Raw genomic sequence first — 13,590 nt, forward strand, 5'->3', positions numbered from 1 at the left:
ATCTCCGTGACGTGAGTCGGTTCACCCGTCCGCGCTGGGCGTGACGCTCTTGATGCGCCACACCGTGCCGAACCACCAGAGCGCCACTCCCAGCGCGGGGGTGACGCCGGCCCGGTCTCGATGGCCTCGCAACCGACCACCTCCCCGTCGCGAGGGTTTCGTCTGAGCCCGGGTCCATGGGCCCTGTCGGGCGGGGCGTTGGTCGTTCCCAGGAGGGACCTGCTTCCCTGTCTTGGCCGACGCCTCCGGCACAGACTCGAATCATGTCTACTGATGAGCGCATCGTTGCCCTTGAAAAGCACCTACACACCCTCCAGGCCACCCAGGTGGACCTGAACAGTCAGCTGAAGGAGGCTCGCCTTGAGCAGTGGCAGGGCCGGATAGACAACCTCGAGCTCCAGGTGCACCTGGCCGCGGCCGACGGAAGCGACCGCCTCACCCAGATGTCCGAGAAGCTTCGCAGCGCGTGGGCCCGCACTCGTGTTGAGGTGGAGGACGCCTCGTCGACCGCTTCTTCCGCGGGCGAGACCCTTCGGGCCGGGCTCCAGAGCGCCTACACCGACGTCCGCGAAGCCCTGTTGGAGACCAGGAGCAAGATCACGCGCTCCTGACACGCGCCGCTACGACTGCTGCGGCACACCGGCTGCGGGGGTTCTCCTGGACTCCCGGTCAGTCGAGGAAGCCGTCAGAACACAGACTCGACGACCTCGCCCGTGAACATCGTCATCGACGCGACATCGAATGTCTGTGCGTCGGCGGCTGTCTCGGCCATCTCGGGTGACTTGAGGGCCGACTTGAGGGCGTCTTCGTCGTCGAACCACAGCTCTGCGACGAAGAAGAAGTAGGGAGCCGGAGCCGCGCTGCCCATCCCAAGCGGATGCGAACGGGTGAAGCGGCGCAGGCCCGGAAGCGTTGATGCAAGCGGGACGTGGACCTCGGTGTAGTGCCTCTCGAATGCCTCGGGGTCGGCCGGGGCGCCGTACAGGATCGTGATGCGGTGCATGTGCTCTCCTCAGATGTCGAATGGTTCGTCGGCTTTGACCGATGACAGGAACCGCACGTTGGTGGCGCCGAGTGCCACGATCTTTCGTTGCGCCGAGCGGATGGCGCGTGTCACACTATTACAGACCGTTCGGTCAGTAAATCGTGCGGACGCAGGTGTGAGACGACGCAGGTGTTGAGACACAGTGTCGACCGGACCCAGCCCTGGAGGTGCCATGACGGTGTCGCACCAGATCGACGAGCAGCCGCTGCTGGACTCGTTCGAGCGCACGATCGGCCAGGCCGACCGCATCGAGCCCCGTGACTGGATGCCCGAGGCGTATCGCAAGACCGTCATCCGGCAGATCGCGCAGCACGCGCACTCAGAGATCATCGGCATGCAGCCCGAGGGCGGCTGGATCTCCCGGGCACCGTCCCTTCGACGCAAGGCAATCCTGCTGGCCAAGGTGCAGGACGAGGCCGGACACGGCCTCTACCTCTACTCCGCGTGCGAGACCCTCGGGGTGTCTCGTCAGGAGCTGACCGAGATGCTCATCAACGGCAGGCAGAAGTACTCCTCGATCTTCAACTACCCGGCCCTGTCGTATGCGGATGTCGGCACGATCGGCTGGCTCGTCGACGGCGCCGCGATCTGCAACCAGGTTCCGCTGTGCCGCACGTCCTACGGTCCGTACGGGCGGGCGATGATCCGGGTGTGCAAGGAGGAGTCCTTCCACCAGCGACAGGGATTCGAGCTGCTGGCGACGATGATGCGCGGCACCGACGAGCAGCGAACGATGGTGCAGGAGTCGGTCGACCGCTTCTGGTGGCCGGCACTGATGATGTTCGGCCCACCGGACGACGACTCGCCCAACACCGCCCAGTCGATGGCGTGGGGCATCAAGCGCAACACCAACGACGACCTGCGTCAGCGCATGGTCGACATGACGGTGCCGCAGGCCGAGGTCCTGGGCGTGACGCTGCCCGACCCGGACCTGCGCTGGAACGAGGCGCGACAGTCGTACGACTTCAGCGCGCCGGACTGGGACGAGTTCAGGGCGGTCATCAGCGGCAACGGCCCGTGCAACACCCAGCGCATCGCCCACCGGCGCCGAGCGCACGAGGACGGTGCCTGGGTACGCGAGGCGGCCATGGCGTTCGCGCAGCGCAACACGGAGGCTGCGACATGAGCGGCACCGTCGACGAGATCCAGGCCGAGTGGCCTCTCTATGAGGTGTTCGTACGCGGCAAGCGCGGACTCAACCACGTCCATGTCGGGTCGCTTCACGCAGCTGACGAGGAGATGGCGGTGCGGCACGCGCGCGACGTCTACACCCGCCGCAACGAGGGTGTGAGCATCTGGGTCGTGCGCTCGAACGCGATCACCGCGTCGAGCCCCGACGAGAAGGACTCGCTCTTCGCGCCGAGCGGCGACAAGGTCTACCGCCACCCGACGTTCTACGACATCCCCGACAACGTTCCCCACATGTGAGGCGCTGACCATGGCCCCCGCGCCCCACCCCGACGGACACGTCGATCATGAGTCCGTCTACGACGGCCTGCTCGGCGGGGACGACTCGCAGTGGGCCTTCGGCACTGACTTCGAGGATCCGCTCGCCGGCGTCGACACGACCGTGCCTGATGGCGTCGACCACCACGATCTGGCGATGTACTGCCTGATGCTTGCCGACGACTCGCTCGTGATGTCGCACCGGTTGGCCCAGTGGTGCAGCAACGCCCCCGACCTCGAGGAGGACATCGCGCTGGCCAACATCGCTCTGGACCTGCTCGGGCAGTCGCGGCTGCTGCTGGCTCGCGCGGCGGCTGCCGACGCCTTGGTCGTGCCGATGATGCCTGACAGGTCGCCGGTCCCGCCGGAGGACGCCCTCGCGTTCTTCCGCGGCGATCGCGAGTTTCGCAACGTCCGCCTCGTCGAGGCCGAGAACGGCGACTTCGGGCAGACCATCGCGCGCCTCGTGCTGTTCTCGACGTGGCGTCTCGCGCTCCTCCAACGCCTCGCCGCCAGCCGCGACACCGTGCTGTCAGCCGTCGCGATCAAGGGCGTCAAGGAGATGACCTACCACCGCGACTATGCGGCTCGTTGGTTCCTGACGCTGGCGCAGGGCACCGACGAGTCACGTCGGCGACTCGTCGCCGGGCTCGATGCGACCTGGCCCCTGCACGACGGGCTGTTCACCGACCACGAGGTCGATCAAGCCGTCGCGGAGGCATCCGTCGGGGTGCTGCCCTCAGACGTGGCCGACGAGGTCGACGGGCTGCTCGAGCAGATCTTCTCCCTGAGCGGCATCGACCGACCGGACGTCGCGCCGCTGGCCGGTGTGCGCGGCGAGACCGGTCGTGACGGCCTGCACACCGAGGCCTTCAGCAGGATGCTGGCCGAGATGCAGGTCGTGGCCCGCGCACACCCGTCGGGCGCCTGGTGACACGCGTGGCCTCGCGTCTCGTGCCGTCTCTGGGGAGCGAACGGGCGCGCGAAGTGGCGGCATCCGTCACCGATCCGGAGATGCCGATGCTGACGCTGGACGACCTCGGAGTGCTGCGCGACGTCGCCCTCCACGACGGGACCGTCGTCGTGACGATCACCCCGACCTACTCGGGCTGCCCGGCCATGGCCGCGATGCGCGACGACCTCGTGCACCGCCTCCATGATCACGGCTTCACCGACGTCCAGGTGCGGGTGAGCCTGCACCCCGCGTGGTCGAGCGACTGGATCACGCCGCGGGGCCGGCAGGCGATGGCCGACCACGGGCTGTCGGCGCCGGGCCCGGCCCCCCGTCACGAGGGTGCGGTCGTCCTGTCGCTGACGCCCACCCGGCGCAACCTGACGTGCCCGCGGTGCAGGTCCTCTGACGTCGAGGTCACGTCGGAGTTCGGCCCCACCGCGTGCAAGGCCCTCTATCGCTGCGCGTCTTGCCTCGAACCGTTCGAGCACGTGAAGGAGATCTGAGATGACATCGGTGGCGTCGGCAGTGACACGCGCCGCGTTCCACACCCTCACGGTGGCGTCGGTCGAGCACCTCACCGACGACTCGGCGGCCATCACGTTCGATGTCCCCGACGACCTACGTGAGGCGTTCGACTTCGGCGCGGGGCAGTCGCTCACGCTGCGCCGGATGATCGACGGTCAGGAGCATCGCCGGTCGTACTCGATCTGCGCCGCCACGGGCCAGCGACCGCGGGTGGGGGTCCGGGAGATCCCCGACGGGATGTTCTCCTCCTGGCTGGTCCGGAGGGTTCGACCCGGTGACCGCGTCGATGTGCAGACGCCGACCGGCAGGTTCCGTGCCGACCCGGCCGACGGCGGTCGTCACCTGTGCATCGCAGCAGGATCAGGCATCACGCCGATGCTCTCGATCGCGTCGACGATGTTGAGCCATCCGGCGGCCGAGGTGACGCTGCTCTACGGCAACCGCACCAGCCGGTCGGTGATGTTCGCCGAAGAGCTCGCCGACCTCAAGAACCGTCATGGCGCACGCTTCGAGCTCGTGCACGTCCTGTCCCGCGAGCCCCGAGATGTCGAGCTGTTCTCCGGCCGTCTCGAGGCCGATCGCCTCCGCCGGTTGCTGACCCTGCTTGTCCCGGTCGCCGCCGTCGACCACGTCTGGCTCTGCGGTCCGTTCGGGATGATCACCGACGCCCGCGCCGTTCTCGCCGAGCTGGGGGTCGATGACGACCGTGTCCACTTCGAGCTGTTCTACGTCGATGAGCCGCCCCCGGAGATGCACCGTCCCGACGCCGTCGTGTCAGGCGACACCAGCGACGTGACGATCGTGATCGACGGCCGCACCACCACGGCGGCGATGCCTCGCGAGCTCAGCATCCTCGACGGCGCACAAGCCACCCGCACCGACCTTCCGTTCGCCTGCAAGGGCGGGGTGTGCGGCACGTGCCGCGCCAAGGTGTGCGACGGCAAGGTCGACATGCGGCGCAACTATGCGCTGGAGAAGACCGAGGTTGAGCAGGGATTCGTCCTGACCTGCCAGTCGTTCCCCGTCAGCGATGCGGTGACCGTCGACTTCGATGCCTGAGCTGCCCCTTCGTGGGCCGCATGTCTAGGACGTCCCAGAGGCTGAGCCTGATGGCATCGTCAGAACGGCGGCCAGGGAACCGCGGGCATCCCACCTCGGGGAGCGGGGAAACGGGCCTTGCGCAGCAGCAGGTCGCAGCGCGCGGCCAATGCCGCGATCTCGGCGTCGCTGAGCAACGCGGTGAGCGTGTCGCCCAGGTCTTCGGCGAGGGCATCGCGTACCCGTTCGACCCCCTCCAGCTCGTCGGGATGGAGGTCCTGTCCCACCCATCCCCACAGGACGGTGCGCAGCTTGTGCTCACCGTGGAACGTGAGTCCGTGGTCGATTCCGTGGCGGTGACCGTCGGCCATCTCGAGGACGTGGCCACCCTTGCGGTCGGCGTTGTTGACGATGATGTCGAACACGGCCATCCGTCGCAGCCCGGGTGAGTCCTCGTGGATGAGCGACACCGGACGGTCGTACCCGTCGCGACCGTCGATGACATGGCACCACCCCTCGTCGGGCATGTCGTTCGCGGCGACCAGGTCGACAGCGTCCTGCTCGGGATCGGTCTCCTGCCACAGCTGCACCATCCCGATGCCCATTGGTCCGTCGCGCAGCCAGGTGTGGGGCACGACGTTCCACCCGAGAGTCTCCGACAGCACGTAGGCCGCCCGTTCCCGTCGAGCGAGGTTGCCGTCCGGAAAGTCCCACAGCGGCTGCTCGCCGGCGACGGGCTTGTAGACGACCGCCACGTCACCGATCTGGCCGACGAAGGTCGCGTTCGACGCTGGCATGATCCGGCCCGTGAGCTCGAGGTCGTCGCCCACGAGATCGACCTCTGATCTCGCTGACGTCACCGGAACCCTTCGGGCAGCTCGCAGATGTGGTCGTCTGCGTCCATGGGGACACGGCAGAGCGGACAGAGGGGCCGGCCTGCCCCCACCATCTCGCGGGTGCGCTTGGCGAACGCGCGAGCGGTGCCGACCGGGATGCGGACCAGCAGGACCTCCTCAGGCTCAATCTCGACAAGGTCGAGCGCCTCGGCGTCGTCCTCAGACAGAGTCAGAGGGAAGGCCTCGATCACGATCTGTGCGGTTGACGGATCCCAGCCCAGGCTCATCGCGCCAGCACGGAACTGCTCGTCGACGGGCAGGTCCAGCGGATCGTTGTCGACGAGTCCCTCCGGCGTGATGGAGGGGATGCTGTGCGGATTGCCCTCGTCGGCCATCAGCTCGTCGAGGACCTCGTCGATGCGCTCGGCGAGCGCAGCCGACTGCTCCTTCTCGAGTGCGATGCTCACCAGCTGGGATCCGGCGCGGGCCTGCATGAAGAATGTGCGGGATCCGGGCTGGCCGACGGTGCCGACCACGAACCGATCGGGCCAGTCGAATCCGTGGACGATGGGTGTCATGTCACCATTTTAGGAGCCAGCCGAAGCCTTCGCCTCCGGACCCGCTCCGCCCCCGACCTGCGCGTCGCCCGAGGCGGCATTCGTGTGGAGCCAGGAGAGGTCTCCTGCGTCGGTGTTCGTGGCCACGACATCAGGCCGGGTGGCCGAGTACCGCACGATCGAGGCCGACGCGGGATTGACGTTGATGCGCTGGAACAGGTCGAGATGCATGCCCAGCGCGTCGGCCAGGATCGATTTGATGATGTCGCCGTGACTCACTGCCACCCACACCGCACCTGGCCCGTGCTCTGCCTCGAACGCCGCGTCGTGCCGTCGGATCGCCGCGACCGACCGTGCCTGCATGGCCGCCAGCGACTCCCCGCCGGGGAACACGGCGGCTGATGGCTGCGTCTGCACCACGGACCACAGCGCTTCCTTGGCCAGGTCGCCGAGTGCGCGGCCCTGCCAATCGCCATAGTCGCACTCGGTGATGCCCTTCTCGATGGGGGTCGAGGGGGAGCCGGTCTGATGGTCGAGGATCGCCCGCGACGTCTGCCGGCACCGCTCGAGGGGGCTCGATACCACCCCGACGAGGGGCACGACGCCGAGGCGCTCACCCGTGCGGGCCGCCTGGCCACGCCCGATCTCGTCGAGCTTGACGCCGGCGGTCCGACCGGCCAGGACACCGCTGGCGTTGGCGGTGGTTCGGCCATGCCGAACAAGGATGACTGTGGCCATGTCCACAAGCCTAGACAGGTGGCCGCGGTGCGCGACCGGAGGCAGCCTGCCTCCGGTCGCGCACCATCGCGCACTCAATCCTGCTTGCGCTCCTGCTTCTTAGCCTCGGCGAGGTCGCTGAGCTGCTTGGCGTCGGCGCGGGCCTCGGCGGCGGACTGCTTGCTCTTCTTGGCGTCATCGAGCTCGGTCTTCGCCTCGCGCTGTGCTGCCTTCTTCTTGGCGTTGGCGGCGGACTCGACATTCTGCTTGCGCTTCTTGACCGTGGCGGCTCTGCTCGCGGCACGCTTGTCGGCGGCTGCCTTCTTGGTCGCGGCCGCCTGGGAGGCCTTGGCCTTGGCCTGCTGCTTGCGGCGCGCCTCGGGGGCGTCGGCCTCGGCACGACCCGAAGCGGCACGGTCGGCAGCGGCTTCGCGCTTCTGAGCCGCAGTCTCGCGACCGGAGGCAGCCGTCTGGCGGGCCTGCTCCCGGCGAGCCGCGGCCTCGTGCTCGAGCTTGGCCGCTGCCACCAGCTTGTCGGTGCGCTCGATGCGGTCGGCGCCGCGTCGGGCGATGCCCGGGTTGCCCAGCAGGGCACCAGCGACCTTGTCTGCCGAGCCGATGACCCGGTCGAGGGTCACGCGCGGGGCAGACGTCTCCGGCAGCTTGTCGGACAGCCTCCTGTCGACGATGAGCAGGGGGAGACGGGCGAGTGTGTAGGGGGCGGCGATGAGAGTGCTGATCATGGTGGTCCTCGAGTCTTGTCTGAGTGAATCTTGGTCGGGCTCTTCGTTGGCGGGTTCTAGCTTCGTTGGCGTGTTCTAGTTCTTGGTCTCGTCGCGCAGCTGCGCGGCCTGCTGGTCAGCAGCCGCGGCCTCGCGTTCGAGACGAAGCGCCTCGGCGGCGGCCCGCTGCTCAGTCGACGTGGCATCAGCCGCGAGAGCCCCGGCGTCACGCACGCGGGACTCGGCCAGCTCGTCGGCCTCCTTCTCGGCCGCCTTGCTGCCTTCGGCCTCCTGCTGCTTCGCGTCGCGGCCGGCGGCCGCGTGTTCGGCCTCGCGCTGACGCTCGACGGCCGACTCCTCGCGTCGGGACTGGGCTTCAGCGGCGTCCTTGCGCTGGGCGACCTCCTCGTTGGTCTCGCGAAGCTCCTGTGCAGCGGCGTCACGCTTCGCGTCGGCGACGGCCTCGTCGGCGAGGGCTGCCTTGCGGTTGCGTGATTCGGCCTGCTGGAGCTGTCCCTCCTCCACCAGGTCGTCCTTGCCACTCACGGCGCCAGCCACTTCCTTGGCCTTGCCCGCGATGCTGTCGAAGAGTCCCTCGCGGGCCTCGCCTGCCTTGTCTGTCTGGTCATTGGTCATGCCCGAAGGTGCCCCCTTGAAGGCGGCTTACACCTGCCGGCGAGTGTGACGTGGCCCTCGGTCACGGCCCGTGACCTCGCCGATTCTTGACTCATTCAAGGCCAATTCTTGACTCATTCAAGAAAGTGGGCCACTCTTGGCGTATGTCCGAGTTGCCTGATGTTGAGCGCCTCCTGCGCGCCGCGGCTCTTCGTGTCACCCGCCCGCGCGTGGCGGTCATGACCGCCGTCCGTGAGCATCCGCATGCCGACACGGCCTCCATCATCGGCGTCGTGCGTGCAGACATCGGCGACGTGTCCCACCAGGCTGTCTACGACGTGCTGCGTTCGCTGACGGCCGCTGGCCTGCTGCGGTGCATCCAGCCGTCGGGCTCTGTTGCCCGTTATGAGTCGAGGGTCGGCGACAACCACCACCACGTCGTGTGTCGGTCGTGCGGCGACATCGCCGACGTCGACTGCGCCATCGGGACCCCACCGTGCCTGACCGCGTCCGGTGCCCACGGATACTCGATCGACGAGGCCGAGGTCATCTACTGGGGCACCTGCTCCAGCTGTTCCACGGAGCACATCTCGTCAACACGCTCCGCGTCAATCCACATCAGCTGAATCCGTCTCATCCGAAAGGAACCTTATGACCGAGAACCACGATGCAGTCGTCGGCGACATGAACTCGGAGGAGAGCGAGAGCCAGTGTCCGGTCTCGGCCGGTCGCCACAAGCACCCGACCGAGGGCTCGGGCAACCAGGAGTGGTGGCCCAACCAGCTGAACCTCAAGATCCTTCGCAAGCACCCCGCCGTCGCCAATCCGATGGGTGAGGAGTTCGACTACGCCGAGGCGTTCAGCACCGTCAACCTCGATGCGCTGAGCAAGGACATCGATGAGGTCATGACCACGTCACAAGACTGGTGGCCGGCCGACTTCGGGCACTACGGGCCGTTCTTCATCCGCATGGCATGGCACAGCGCGGGCACCTACCGCATCAGTGACGGCCGCGGCGGCGCTGGCGCCGGAATGCAGCGCTTCGCTCCCCTCAACAGCTGGCCCGACAACGGCAACCTCGTCAAGGCGCGCCGCCTGCTCTGGCCGGTCAAGAAGAAGTACGGCAGCGCGATCTCGTGGGCCGACCTGATGATCCTCACGGGTAACCGCGCCCTCGAGACGATGGGCTTCACGACCTTTGGCTTCGCCGGCGGTCGCGCAGATGTGTGGGAGCCCGACGAGGACGTCTACTGGGGCCCCGAGAGCACGTGGCTCGGCGACGACCGGTACACCGGCGACCGCGAGCTCGAGAATCCGCTGGCCGCTGTGCAGATGGGCCTCATCTACGTCAACCCCGAGGGCCCCAACGGCACCCCGGACCCGCTCGGCTCCGCACGCGACATTCGCGAGACCTTCCTCCGCATGGCGATGAACGACGAGGAGACCGTCGCCCTCATCGCCGGTGGCCACACGTTCGGCAAGACCCACGGTGCGGCAGACCCCGACCAGTTCGTGGGTGCCGAGCCCGAAGGCGCGCCCCTGGAGGAGCAAGGCCTCGGTTGGAAGAACTCGTTCGGCAGTGGCAAGGGCAGGGATGCGATCACCAGCGGGCTCGAGGTCACCTGGACCGCCACGCCGACCACATGGGACAACAGCTACTTCGAGACCCTGTTCGGCTTCGAGTGGGAGCTGATGAAGAGCCCGGCCGGTGCCAACCAGTGGCAGCCGAAGGACGGCGCCGGAGCCAACACCGTGCCCGATCCCGAGGACGGCTCGCTCTCGCGGCCGCCGACGATGTTGACGTCGGACGTCGCGCTGCGGGTCGACCCGGTCTACGAGCAGATCTCGCGTCGTTTCCTCGAGCACCCGGAGGAGCTTGCCGACGCCTTCGCCCGCGCGTGGTTCAAGCTGACGCACCGTGACATGGGCCCGATCCAGCGCTACCTCGGGCCGCTCGTTCCGCAGGAGACGTTGCTGTGGCAGGACCCGGTCCCCGCGGTCACGCACGAGATCATCGACGCCGACGATGTCGCCGTCCTCAAGCGTGAGGTCCTCGCCTCAGGCCTGTCCGTCTCGCAGCTGGTCTCGACCGCCTGGGCGTCGGCATCGACGTTCCGCGGCAGCGACAAGCGCGGCGGGGCCAATGGTGCACGTATCCGTCTCGAGCCGCAGAACGGCTGGGAGGTCAACAACCCCGACGAGCTGGCAGTGGTGCTGCGGACCCTCGAGGGGGTCCGCCAGGACTTCAACAACTCGCAGACCGGAGGCAAGCAGGTCTCAATCGCTGACCTGATCGTCCTCGGCGGATGCGCGGCCGTCGAGCAGGCCGCCAGAACTGCCGGTCACGACATCGAGGTCCACTTCTCGCCGGGACGCACCGACGCGTCGCAGGACCAGACCGACGTGGAGTCGTTCGCCGCGCTCGAGCCGACCGCCGACGGTTTCCGCAACTACCTCGCCAAGGGTCACCAGCTCCCGGCGGAGTACCTGCTGATCGATCGGGCGAACCTGCTGACGTTGAGCGCTCCGGAGATGACAGTTCTCGTGGGCGGACTCCGCGTCCTGAACGCGAACGTCGACGGAACCTCGCACGGCGTCCTCACCACGACACCCGGGTCGCTGACGAACGATTTCTTCGTCAACCTGACCGACATGGGCACGGCGTGGAACGCGACGTCCGAAGATGCTGACGTCTTCGAGGGCCGCGATCTCGCCACGGGTGAGGTGAAGTGGACCGGCAGCCGTGTCGACCTCGTCTTCGGCTCGAACTCCGAGCTGCGCGCGCTCACGGAGGTGTACGCGAGCGACGACGCACAGCGCAAGTTCGTGCGGGACTTCGTGGCCGCGTGGGAGAAGGTCATGGACCTCGACCGGTTCGACATCGCCTGACCCCAGTGCCCGCTGCGTAGCGTCATCAACCTCGAGGGTCAACGGCCTCGACAGCGATGACGCTACGCAAGAGGGCTGGATAGGGCAGGGTGGTCACCATGGTCACCATGGGAGCCGATGGGGACGACCCGACGAGCTGGCTGTTGACGTCCGATGAGCGCAACAACGCGTTTACCCGGATCGATGACGCCCATCCCGGGCTCGGGTGGTCGACGGGCAACGACGTCCGTCCGCTGATCCACGGTGCGACGTACTTTGCCGAGCTGTTCGAGCGCATCGAGGCGACCCGCGAGGGGGACCTGGTCTTCTTCACGGACTGGCAGGGCGACGCCGACGAGCAGCTCACGGGCGAGCCCGGCTCCGAAGTCGTCGAGGTGCTCGGTCGGGCTGACGAGCGCGGTGTCGACGTCCGTGGCCTGGTCTGGCGGTCGCACTGGGAGGGCTTCGGCTTCACGGCGGGGGAGAACCGGAGGCTGGGCAAGGAGCTGCAGGACCGAGGTGCCGAGGCGCTGCTCGACATGCGCGTTCGGATGGGCGGCTCCCACCACCAGAAGATGCTGGTGATCCGTCACCGCGACGACCCGTCGCGCGACATTGCTTACGTCGGGGGCATCGACCTGTGCCACTCCCGGCGCGACGACGCCGACCACCATGGCGACCCACAACCGCTGAGCATGGCGCAGGAGTACGGCCCGACCCCGCCGTGGCACGACGTCCAGGCAGCCATCAGCGGCCCCGCCGTCCACGACGTGGAGACGGTCTTTCGCGAGCGGTGGGAAGACCCGACGCCGCTGAGCCGAAGCCCACTCAATGTCCTGTCGGACATGGTGCACCGGATGGACCGCAGCCCCGACCCGCTCCCCGAGCAGGCCCCGCCTCCGCCGGAGGTGTCGGGTGGCACGCACGCCGTGCAGCTCTTGCGCACCTATCCGGACCTTCGCGCCAACCGCGACTACGAGTTCGCCCCCGGTGGTGAGCGCAGCGTCGCGCGCGGCTATTCGAAAGCCTTGGGGAAGGCGCGTCGGCTCGTCTACATCGAGGACCAGTACCTCTGGGGCACGCACGTCGGTGACGTCTTCACCGAGGCGTTGCGTCAGCACCAGGACCTGCACGTCATCGCCGTCGTGCCGATGCACCCAGACCTGGAAGGAAGCTCCCGGACGGCACAGCTGCTGGGTCGGCGACGTGCGATGCGGGAGATGATCAGTGCGGCACCCGACCGGGTGGCGATCTTCGGCATCGAGAACCACGCCGGAACACCCGTCTACGTCCATGCCAAGACCTGCATCATCGATGATGTCTGGGCGACGGTGGGCTCGGACAACTTCAACCGCCGCTCCTGGACACACGACTCCGAGCTCTCGGCCGTCGTGGTCGACCTGACCGACGACGAGTCGGGGCCGACCTACGCTCGCCGGCTCCGACTTGCCCTGGCAGCCGAGCACCTCGACCGGACCGATGTCCTCGAGGACAGCGTCGACCTCCGTGACACCGCCGGAATGTTCACGGCCTACGTCGAGAGTGCTGAGCGCCTGGATGCCTGGCACGCCGGCGGCCGTGAAGGGCTCCGACCCGATGGCCGACTGCGGCGGATGCAGCCGCCGGAGCTCAGCCCGTTCAAGCGAGCCATGGCCACGGTGCCGTACCTGTTGCTGCACGATCCCGACGGCCGTCCGCGCAAGCTGCGAGGGACCAACGAGTTCTGAGCCTGGCGATGGGCCTTGCTGTATCGACGCAATCTCGATGTTGCGGTCAGCAGCGGCGGCGATGACATGATTGAGGCCTGGTTGAGCAGGAGCCAGGATGTCGTGCTACCTCGGAGATTTCGTGAAGATCTGTCACCTGCGTCCCTTGTGCGGACGACCCCTCCACGGGCTGGCCAGCTGATGCGCGTCTGCCTCATCGCGTCGAGCCGATCTCCGGTCGCCGAGCCGTTCCACGGTGGGCTGGAGGCACACACGGCATCGTTGGCGGGCGCGCTCATCGCGCGCGGCCACGACGTGCAGGTGTTCGCGGCGCCCGGCTCCGACGCCCGGTTCAACGTGTGCGAGCTGACGGTGCCGACGGCGTTCACCAGCAGGGAGGGCCGCACCGACCTCGGCTCGACCGCCGATGAGTGGATGCAGGAGCACCACGCCTACCTGAGCCTGATGCTCGACCTGGCGCGGCGCGGCCGGTCACGCTTCGACGTGATCCACAACAACAGCCTCCACCACATCCCGATCGCGATGGCCGAGGCGACGGG

16 protein-coding genes are annotated in these 13,590 nt (G+C 67.8%); 10 read left to right on the forward strand and 6 right to left on the reverse strand.

What is annotated here, in order from left to right; translation table 11 throughout:
• Nucleotides 1-263: 263 nt before the first annotated feature.
• Nucleotides 264-611, forward strand: a complete 348-nt coding sequence (locus tag H7290_RS18140; protein ID WP_290515420.1) for a hypothetical protein — start codon at nt 264-266, stop codon at nt 609-611.
• A gap of 74 nt (nt 612-685) precedes the next feature.
• Here H7290_RS18140 and H7290_RS18145 read toward each other — a convergent pair whose 3' ends face one another.
• Nucleotides 686-1,003: an EthD family reductase gene (locus H7290_RS18145; protein WP_290515421.1), complete on the reverse strand. Its 318-nt coding sequence runs from the start codon at nt 1,001-1,003 to the stop codon at nt 686-688.
• A gap of 214 nt (nt 1,004-1,217) precedes the next feature.
• Between H7290_RS18145 and paaA the strand changes: the two genes are divergently transcribed.
• Genes paaA through paaE form a run of 5 tightly spaced genes read left to right on the forward strand, consistent with a single transcriptional unit; the run spans nt 1,218 to nt 5,030 of the window.
• On the forward strand, nt 1,218-2,171 hold the full coding sequence (gene paaA / locus H7290_RS18150; protein WP_290515422.1) for a 1,2-phenylacetyl-CoA epoxidase subunit PaaA: 954 nt from the start codon (nt 1,218-1,220) through the stop codon (nt 2,169-2,171).
• On the forward strand, nt 2,168-2,473 hold the full coding sequence (gene paaB / locus H7290_RS18155; protein ID WP_290515423.1) for a 1,2-phenylacetyl-CoA epoxidase subunit PaaB: 306 nt from the start codon (nt 2,168-2,170) through the stop codon (nt 2,471-2,473). The genes paaA and paaB overlap by 4 nt, the downstream gene beginning before the upstream one ends.
• 10 nt (nt 2,474-2,483) lie before the next feature.
• Nucleotides 2,484-3,425, forward strand: coding sequence for a 1,2-phenylacetyl-CoA epoxidase subunit PaaC (gene paaC / locus H7290_RS18160; protein ID WP_290515424.1), 942 nt, complete (start codon nt 2,484-2,486; stop codon nt 3,423-3,425).
• Between the two features lie 5 nt (nt 3,426-3,430).
• Nucleotides 3,431-3,949 (forward strand): 1,2-phenylacetyl-CoA epoxidase subunit PaaD, encoded by a 519-nt coding sequence (gene paaD / locus H7290_RS18165; RefSeq protein WP_290515425.1) that lies wholly within the window; start codon nt 3,431-3,433, stop codon nt 3,947-3,949.
• Nucleotide 3,950: 1 nt separating this feature from the next.
• Nucleotides 3,951-5,030 (forward strand): 1,2-phenylacetyl-CoA epoxidase subunit PaaE, encoded by a 1,080-nt coding sequence (gene paaE, locus H7290_RS18170; RefSeq protein ID WP_290515426.1) that lies wholly within the window; start codon nt 3,951-3,953, stop codon nt 5,028-5,030.
• 59 nt (nt 5,031-5,089) lie between these two features.
• Here paaE and H7290_RS18175 read toward each other — a convergent pair whose 3' ends face one another.
• From H7290_RS18175 to H7290_RS18195, 5 genes are all read right to left on the reverse strand, one after another.
• Entirely contained in the window at nt 5,090-5,869 is a 780-nt protein-coding gene (locus tag H7290_RS18175; protein WP_290515427.1) for an SCO1664 family protein, read from the reverse strand.
• Nucleotides 5,866-6,423 carry a DUF3090 domain-containing protein gene (locus H7290_RS18180; protein WP_290515428.1) on the reverse strand — a complete coding sequence of 186 codons (558 nt, stop codon included), beginning with the start codon at nt 6,421-6,423 and terminating at the stop codon, nt 5,866-5,868. Before H7290_RS18180 ends, H7290_RS18175 begins: the two co-directional genes overlap by 4 nt.
• Nucleotides 6,424-6,432: 9 nt before the next feature.
• The gene (locus H7290_RS18185; RefSeq protein ID WP_290515429.1) at nt 6,433-7,140 is read right to left on the reverse strand and encodes a histidine phosphatase family protein; all 708 of its coding nucleotides are present in this window, start codon (nt 7,138-7,140) and stop codon (nt 6,433-6,435) included.
• 74 nt (nt 7,141-7,214) lie between these two features.
• Nucleotides 7,215-7,862, reverse strand: a complete 648-nt coding sequence (locus tag H7290_RS18190) for a hypothetical protein (RefSeq protein ID WP_290515430.1) — start codon at nt 7,860-7,862, stop codon at nt 7,215-7,217.
• A 75-nt stretch (nt 7,863-7,937) separates the two neighbouring features.
• Nucleotides 7,938-8,477 (reverse strand): hypothetical protein, encoded by a 540-nt coding sequence (locus H7290_RS18195; RefSeq protein ID WP_290515431.1) that lies wholly within the window; start codon nt 8,475-8,477, stop codon nt 7,938-7,940.
• Between the two features lie 143 nt (nt 8,478-8,620).
• Here H7290_RS18195 and H7290_RS18200 point away from each other — a divergent pair, with 143 nt between their 5' ends.
• The 4 genes from H7290_RS18200 to H7290_RS18215 form a co-directional block, all read left to right on the forward strand.
• Nucleotides 8,621-9,082, forward strand: coding sequence for a Fur family transcriptional regulator (locus tag H7290_RS18200; RefSeq protein WP_290515432.1), 462 nt, complete (start codon nt 8,621-8,623; stop codon nt 9,080-9,082).
• 25 nt (nt 9,083-9,107) lie between these two features.
• The gene (gene katG, locus H7290_RS18205; RefSeq protein ID WP_290515433.1) at nt 9,108-11,345 is read left to right on the forward strand and encodes a catalase/peroxidase HPI; all 2,238 of its coding nucleotides are present in this window, start codon (nt 9,108-9,110) and stop codon (nt 11,343-11,345) included.
• A gap of 98 nt (nt 11,346-11,443) precedes the next feature.
• Entirely contained in the window at nt 11,444-13,051 is a 1,608-nt protein-coding gene (locus tag H7290_RS18210; protein WP_290515434.1) for a phosphatidylserine/phosphatidylglycerophosphate/cardiolipin synthase family protein, read from the forward strand.
• Nucleotides 13,052-13,231: 180 nt separating this feature from the next.
• A partial coding sequence (locus tag H7290_RS18215) for a glycosyltransferase (RefSeq protein ID WP_290515435.1) occupies nt 13,232-13,590 on the forward strand: 359 nt, incomplete at its 3' end.

This window comes from Aeromicrobium sp. (genome assembly GCF_014378035.1).
Lineage (GTDB): Bacteria > Actinomycetota > Actinomycetes > Propionibacteriales > Nocardioidaceae > Aeromicrobium.

Bases quoted from the DNA above. Each gene is read 5' to 3' on its own strand.
- paaA (WP_290515422.1), top strand. From the start codon at position 1,218: ATGACGGTGTCGCACCAGATCGACGAGCAGCCGCTGCTGGACTCGTTC.
- paaE (WP_290515426.1), top strand. From the start codon at position 3,951: ATGACATCGGTGGCGTCGGCAGTGACACGCGCCGCGTTCCACACCCTC.
- H7290_RS18180 (WP_290515428.1), bottom strand. From the start codon at position 6,423: ATGACACCCATCGTCCACGGATTCGACTGGCCCGATCGGTTCGTGGTC.
- H7290_RS18190 (WP_290515430.1), bottom strand. From the start codon at position 7,862: ATGATCAGCACTCTCATCGCCGCCCCCTACACACTCGCCCGTCTCCCC.
- H7290_RS18185 (WP_290515429.1), bottom strand. From the start codon at position 7,140: ATGGCCACAGTCATCCTTGTTCGGCATGGCCGAACCACCGCCAACGCC.
- paaC (WP_290515424.1), top strand. From the start codon at position 2,484: ATGGCCCCCGCGCCCCACCCCGACGGACACGTCGATCATGAGTCCGTC.
- H7290_RS18200 (WP_290515432.1), top strand. From the start codon at position 8,621: ATGTCCGAGTTGCCTGATGTTGAGCGCCTCCTGCGCGCCGCGGCTCTT.
- paaB (WP_290515423.1), top strand. From the start codon at position 2,168: ATGAGCGGCACCGTCGACGAGATCCAGGCCGAGTGGCCTCTCTATGAG.
- H7290_RS18145 (WP_290515421.1), bottom strand. From the start codon at position 1,003: ATGCACCGCATCACGATCCTGTACGGCGCCCCGGCCGACCCCGAGGCA.
- H7290_RS18195 (WP_290515431.1), bottom strand. From the start codon at position 8,477: ATGACCAATGACCAGACAGACAAGGCAGGCGAGGCCCGCGAGGGACTC.
- katG (WP_290515433.1), top strand. From the start codon at position 9,108: ATGACCGAGAACCACGATGCAGTCGTCGGCGACATGAACTCGGAGGAG.
- H7290_RS18210 (WP_290515434.1), top strand. From the start codon at position 11,444: ATGGTCACCATGGGAGCCGATGGGGACGACCCGACGAGCTGGCTGTTG.
- H7290_RS18140 (WP_290515420.1), top strand. From the start codon at position 264: ATGTCTACTGATGAGCGCATCGTTGCCCTTGAAAAGCACCTACACACC.